The sequence below is a fragment of the Paenibacillus ferrarius genome, assembly GCF_002027705.1.
In the GTDB taxonomy this organism is placed as follows: Bacteria; Bacillota; Bacilli; order Paenibacillales; family NBRC-103111; genus Paenibacillus_E; species Paenibacillus_E ferrarius.
The window spans coordinates 73788-79848 of sequence record NZ_MBTG01000031.1 but is presented as its reverse complement, the minus strand read 5'-3'; the positions used below and the strand labels follow the sequence as shown (position 1 = coordinate 79848).

Annotated in this window: 6 protein-coding genes and 2 rRNA genes; 7 read left to right on the top strand and 1 reads right to left on the bottom strand. The window is 47.3% G+C overall.

Annotated features, from left to right (window positions below; genetic code table 11):
* Positions 1–1371: ribosomal RNA gene (locus BC351_RS27900) — 23S ribosomal RNA — on the top strand; the annotation flags it as partial.
* 138 nt (positions 1372–1509) lie between these two features.
* Positions 1510–1626, top strand: a 5S ribosomal RNA gene (gene rrf, locus BC351_RS27895).
* Positions 1627–2013: 387 nt separating this feature from the next.
* Here rrf and BC351_RS27890 read toward each other — a convergent pair.
* Positions 2014–2541, bottom strand: coding sequence for a hypothetical protein (locus BC351_RS27890; protein WP_079417177.1), 528 nt, complete (start codon positions 2539–2541; stop codon positions 2014–2016).
* A gap of 135 nt (positions 2542–2676) precedes the next feature.
* On the opposite strand from BC351_RS27890, the gene BC351_RS27885 reads away from it, so the two are divergent.
* The 5 genes from BC351_RS27885 (at position 2677) to BC351_RS27865 (ending at position 6046) form a co-directional block, all read left to right on the top strand.
* Positions 2677–2877, top strand: a complete 201-nt coding sequence (locus BC351_RS27885; protein ID WP_079417175.1) for a sigma factor G inhibitor Gin — start codon at positions 2677–2679, stop codon at positions 2875–2877.
* 104 nt (positions 2878–2981) lie between these two features.
* A complete protein-coding gene (locus BC351_RS27880) occupies positions 2982–4490 on the top strand; it encodes an aminotransferase class I/II-fold pyridoxal phosphate-dependent enzyme (RefSeq protein WP_079417173.1) in 1509 nt (502 codons plus the stop codon).
* A gap of 41 nt (positions 4491–4531) precedes the next feature.
* Complete coding sequence (gene tmk, locus BC351_RS27875; protein WP_079417171.1) at positions 4532–5191, top strand: dTMP kinase; 660 nt, start codon at positions 4532–4534, stop codon at positions 5189–5191.
* A gap of 45 nt (positions 5192–5236) precedes the next feature.
* A complete protein-coding gene (locus BC351_RS27870) occupies positions 5237–5566 on the top strand; it encodes a cyclic-di-AMP receptor (protein WP_079417169.1) in 330 nt (109 codons plus the stop codon).
* Positions 5567–5599: 33 nt separating this feature from the next.
* Positions 5600–6046 (top strand): YaaR family protein, encoded by a 447-nt coding sequence (locus BC351_RS27865; protein ID WP_079417167.1) that lies wholly within the window; start codon positions 5600–5602, stop codon positions 6044–6046.
* Positions 6047–6061: the final 15 nt, after the last annotated feature.

Below are 6061 nucleotides of genomic sequence, written 5' to 3'. Positions count from 1 at the left end.
TAAGGCTGGGCTGTGATGGGGAGGGAAACTTTAAGTACCGTAGGTCATGATTTCACACTGCCAAGAAAAGCTTCTAGCCAGGCGAAGGTGCCCGTACCGCAAACCGACACAGGTGGGTGAGAAGAGAATTCTAAGGCGCGCGGAAGAACTCTCGTTAAGGAACTCGGCAAAATGACCCCGTAACTTCGGGAGAAGGGGTGCCTCGGTAGGGTGAATAGCCCGAGGGGGCCGCAGTGAAAAGGCCCAAGCGACTGTTTAGCAAAAACACAGGTCTGTGCGAAGCCGCAAGGCGAAGTATACGGGCTGACGCCTGCCCGGTGCTGGAAGGTTAAGAGGAGTGGTTAGGGGCAACCCGAAGCTATGAATTGAAGCCCCAGTAAACGGCGGCCGTAACTATAACGGTCCTAAGGTAGCGAAATTCCTTGTCAGGTAAATTCTGACCCGCACGAATGGCGTAACGACTTGGGCGCTGTCTCAACGAGAGATCCGGTGAAATTTTAATACCTGTGAAGATGCAGGTTACCCGCGACAAGACGGAAAGACCCCATGGAGCTTTACTGCAGCTTGATATTGGACTTTGGTACGATCTGTACAGGATAGGTGGGAGCCTTTGAAGCCTGAGCGCCAGCTTGGGTGGAGGCGACGTTGGGATACCACCCTGATCGTATCGGAGTTCTAACCTGGTACCGTGATCCGGTATGGGGACAGTGTCAGGTGGGCAGTTTGACTGGGGCGGTCGCCTCCTAAAATGTAACGGAGGCGTTTAAAGGTTCCCTCAGAATGGTTGGAAATCATTCGCAGAGTGCAAAGGCATAAGGGAGCTTGACTGCGAGACCTACAAGTCGAGCAGGGACGAAAGTCGGACTTAGTGATCCGGTGGTACCGAATGGAAGGGCCATCGCTCAACGGATAAAAGCTACCCTGGGGATAACAGGCTTATCTCCCCCAAGAGTCCACATCGACGGGGAGGTTTGGCACCTCGATGTCGGCTCATCGCATCCTGGGGCTGAAGTAGGTCCCAAGGGTTGGGCTGTTCGCCCATTAAAGCGGTACGCGAGCTGGGTTCAGAACGTCGTGAGACAGTTCGGTCCCTATCTGTCGCGGGCGTAGGAAATTTGAGAGGAGCTGTCCTTAGTACGAGAGGACCGGGATGGACGTACCGCTGGTGTACCAGTTGTCTCGCCAGAGGCATAGCTGGGTAGCTATGTACGGAGGGGATAAGCGCTGAAAGCATCTAAGCGCGAAGCCCCCCTCAAGATGAGATTTCCCAGTATGTAAGACCCCTTGTAGACGACGAGGTTGATAGGTTCGAGGTGGAAGTGCGGCAACGTATGCAGCTGACGAATACTAATCGGTCGAGGGCTTAACCAATAGCTGACTAAGCAGCAAATGAAGCTACGCCAGTCGTAGTAGAGTTGATCTTACCTTTACGCAAGTTTCGTATCTAGTTTTCAGGGTGCAAGACAGCCTGAACAATGATTTTTGATGTTTCCTGGCAGAAGCATCCCGTTTGGTGATGATGGCGGAGGGGATCCACGCGTTCCCATCTCGAACACGACCGTTAAGCCCTCCAGCGTCGATGGTACTTGAACCGCAGGGTTCTGGGAGAGTAGAACGTTGCCAAGCAATTTAAGGAACCTTACATGGAGAAATCCGCGTAAGGTTCCTTTTCTATTTTAGGATCGAATACCTCGAGCCAATAATTCGGATTAGCCGCAGCATGAAACGGAACTAGGGTACGCTATTTTAGCTAAATGAGCTCAAATCCCACCCCAAGCGGAACTACAGTACGCTAATTCCTCCAAAATGCTCAATCAATCGCTCGTTTTGAACAAATAGCGGATCGTAGTTCCGTTTCGATGGAATTTCCGGCTTTTTTCCGCATATAGCGGATCCTAGTTCCCTTTGTATGAAAAGCTAACACTTTTTACCTCAAGCAACACAATCTAAAAACTAAAACCATCAAAATTCACTTTACAGTGGTTTTGATGGTTTTTGTCGATCGAATTATAGTTATTGCATGTAGCAAGATGTATCTTTGTCGGTGATCTTAATTAGACCCGCTTTGCGGTAAGGGCGAAACCGGAACAACATCCAAAGCCGCGGCATAACCATCCAAATATGAAAAATAGTTAGATAAATAAGCCATCTGTCCGGAATCCATGGGTATAGGAGCATAATGATGGAAAGACCGATCCAGAATAAGTGCAGTTGGATTCTAGAGACAAGTCGGATGGAGGCATTGCCGTCAGGCAGAAAGCCGCACCAGAAAATACCCCAGCGATAGGACCAGCCTCTCATGGCCATGCCGATCGTAAATTGAAAATAAGCGCGCACGAGCAGCGCGTGGAACATTAGAAGAAGTGGATAGCTCACTAACAGCGGCAGCCAGTTAGACGTATCGAATTTATACAGCAGCGCTAAGGCTAGGAGCAAGAAATAAAGAATGGTTTTGTAAAGAGAATGGTAGAGGCGCTTGACTAACGTATAACTGTAAATTGTAGATTGGTTGGACAAATTAGGATCTTGTATGGTTGACATGATGAAGACCTCCGCAAGGCGGTTAACCTGATATAAGTGTATATCGGCAGAATCCTTCCAAAAGATGAGCGTTTAACTAGTTTAGGAGAATCGAGAAATGGCTATACTAGAGGTAAATGAAGATGGGGTGATCATATGGAGGAGAACCGTTTTGGGGTATGTATGATCTGCGAGCAGCAAAAATTAGGCGGAATTCATATTATAACAGCATTTATCTGTGATGACTGCAACAATGAGATTGTTCAAACGAATGTAAATGATCAGAAATATCCCTTTTTTGTGAGACAGATGAGAAAAGTATTGTATACGGGAAATTCAAAGCAATATATGAATTAATAGGGAAGCTTCTTATATAGAAGCTTTTTTGTTTTTTTAGCGTCAATCCACTACTATAAGGGTATAAAATAGAAAGCTCAAAGAGCGCAAGGAGCCATAGCAGGATGTGCAGTCAACGTTTAAACTCGCACCATGCGCCGCTATATGAGGCCATGGTTGCTCACCACAAGATGAATCCTATAAGTCTTCACGTGCCAGGACATAAATCAGGACAGGGCTTATTGGAAGAAGGCGAAAGATTTCTCAAGACGGTGATGTCTATTGATTATACGGAGATTACAGGACTTGACGATCTGCATCATGCAGAGGGGGTCATTAAGGAGGCAGAGGAGTTAGCGGCAGAATGTTTCGGAGCGGAGGAAACTCATTTTCTCATTGGCGGGAGTACAGTGGGGAATATGGCGATGATATCGGCGGTATGTGGTCGTGATGATGTCATACTCGTGCAAAGGAATGTACATAAATCGGTCATTCATGGTTTGATGCTAGCGGGAGTTAGAGCTGTTTTTATAGCTCCTGATATTCATCCAGAAACCGGCGTGGCGACAAGTGTTCCTTTAGAAATTGTACAACAAGCCCTTGAGCAATACCCTGAGGCAAAAGCCCTTTTTGTAACGAACCCGAATTATTACGGCATGGGCGTTAACTTGAAGCCGTATGCGGAGCTCCTGCATGCACAAGGAAAAATGCTTCTGGTAGATGAGGCCCATGGAGCCCATTATGGCTTTCATCCCGAGGTGCCTGCCTCAGCCTTGTCGCAAGGAGCAGATGCAGTGGTCCAATCCACGCATAAAATGCTGACCGCGATGACGATGGGCGCCATGCTGCATGTGCAAGGCCCGCTCATTGATCGCGCAGCGGTTAGACAATTGCTCGCCATGCTGCAAAGTTCAAGTCCTTCTTATCCGATCATGGCCTCTTTGGATTTAGCAAGAAAGAGGATGCATACAGAAGGGAAGGCCTGGTTGGAACAAGGAATTGCTGTAGTGAACGAGTTTATACGGCAGCTAGACAAGCTTCAAAGGTTCGATTATCAACCGCGAGGATGTCAAAATCACACAAATAAAGGGCATAATAATACGACGGATCCATTTAAAATAGCAATCTCTGATAAAACTTATACATTAACCGGGACGGAATTGAAGGATAGACTAGAAGATCAAGGTATTTTTGTGGAGATGACGGATGGCCGGCAAGTGCTTTTGGTTTTCACGCCTGCTACAAGTAGGGCAGATATGTTGAGGGTTATCGACGTTTTACATAACATTTGTTTGGAGGAGCCCTTGGAAAAGAAGGAACTTCAGAGGCCTATCTCGAATATACTTAAATTACCCTACTACGCACAAATCTCTTCACCCATTGCTTTTGATATGAGAGACATCTCTCGAGCAAGGGAAGCGGATGCTGCATGCAGTACGGTTAGTGTTCAGGAGGCAGTTGGCTATCGCTCAGCGGATATGGTCATTCCGTATCCACCGGGAATTCCTTTTCTGTATCCTGGTGAAGTGATCTCAGCTTCAATAGCAGAGGCTTTAAGGCAATTAGCCGCAAGTGGGATTAAGTTCCAAGGCACTCAATTTGGTCAGACACACAAGCTAAAGATATACACATAAACCATTATAAGATCTGGTAAAGCAGTATGTAGGAGGAAAGCGTGAACGGAATATTTATTACCTTTGAAGGTCCTGACGGTGCCGGGAAGACAACACAGCTGCGAATGCTGGCGGATGATCTTAAGAAACTCGGACATGATGTCCTTGTAACCAGGGAACCGGGCGGAACGGCAATTAGCGATCTGATTCGAAGCATTATCCTCGATCCTGCACATAAGGAGATGGTAGATCAAGCAGAAGTTCTGCTCTACGCGGCTTCTCGAGCGCAGCATGTACATCAATTGATTCTTCCGGCACTGAAAGCTGGACGCATTGTATTGTGCGATCGTTTCATTGATGCCAGCGTAGCTTATCAGGCGTATGGTCTTGGTATAGAGGTAGATATCGTTAAGGAGATTTCTCGCTATGCCAGCTCAGGCCTAGAAGCTACACGCACTTACATTCTGGATGTTCCAGTAGAAGTAAGCATGGCCAGATTGCAGGGGCGCGCCTCAGCTTCGGGGACTAACGCTCAACAATTAGATCGCATTGAACAAAAGCATGTTGACTACCATAGCCGGGTACGGGCTGGATTTCATCAGATTGCAGCCGATCATCCTGAGCGTGTAAGAGTTGTGAATGCGAATCGCAGCGAAATGGAGATTGCTACAGAGATTTGGGAGGATTGTAACCGGTTGCTAGAGGAACATATTTCCGTCTAAGCAGAAAATCCATTCTTAGTTTATAATAAAAGGGAGGCAACACTTATGAAACTAGTCGTAGCCGTTGTACAAGATAAAGACAGCAACCGTCTTTCCAATGCGTTAATCAAAGAAGGGTTTCGCGCCACGAAGCTGGCGAGTACGGGTGGGTTTTTGCGTGCTGGGAATACCACTTTTATGATTGGTACGGAAGATGAGAGGGTTCAAGAGGTTATGCAGGTTATTCGTGCCAATTGCAAAATCCGTGAACAGCTGGTTACACCGGTTTCGCCCATGGGAGGAACGACGGATTCTTATATTCCATTTCCTGTGGAAGTTCAAGTGGGTGGGGCCGCGGTTTTCGTATTGCCGGTTGAGCGTTTCGAGCACTATTAAGTCTAATCATACCTATACAAGGATGGATGCGTCTTGAAAATTAATCCGGGGTGGCAGCCCATCGGTAAAAACGTCAAGGTCAATGAGAACGTCCCACCGCCACAGATGGCCCCCCGGAATTTCTCTGACATTATGCAGCAGCAGGATGAGAAATTTACGCAGGAGCAGTTGTCCAAAATGGTGCAGCAAATCACGCTGCAAGGTGACCGTCTGTCGCGTGGGATGACTGTGAGAGATCTTCTTCAATATAAATTGTTGATTAGACAATTTCTAGAGGAAACCGCCAGGCGTGGTGTTAACTTAAGAGATACGAAGGGCTGGGATCGTCGAGGCCGTTCGAAACGATATAAGTTGTTGGAAGAGATTGATCAAGAACTGCTCTCTCTGGCAGATGAGCTGCTGGAGAGTGAGCAGGGACGAATCGACATTTTGCAGAAAATCGGAGAAATCCGAGGCATGCTGATTAACTTGTTATTTTAGGAGGGGGAGAACCGA

Bases quoted from the DNA above. Each gene is read 5' to 3' on its own strand.
- BC351_RS27890 (WP_079417177.1), bottom strand. From the start codon at position 2,541: ATGTCAACCATACAAGATCCTAATTTGTCCAACCAATCTACAATTTAC.
- BC351_RS27885 (WP_079417175.1), top strand. From the start codon at position 2,677: ATGGAGGAGAACCGTTTTGGGGTATGTATGATCTGCGAGCAGCAAAAA.
- BC351_RS27880 (WP_079417173.1), top strand. From the start codon at position 2,982: ATGTGCAGTCAACGTTTAAACTCGCACCATGCGCCGCTATATGAGGCC.
- BC351_RS27870 (WP_079417169.1), top strand. From the start codon at position 5,237: ATGAAACTAGTCGTAGCCGTTGTACAAGATAAAGACAGCAACCGTCTT.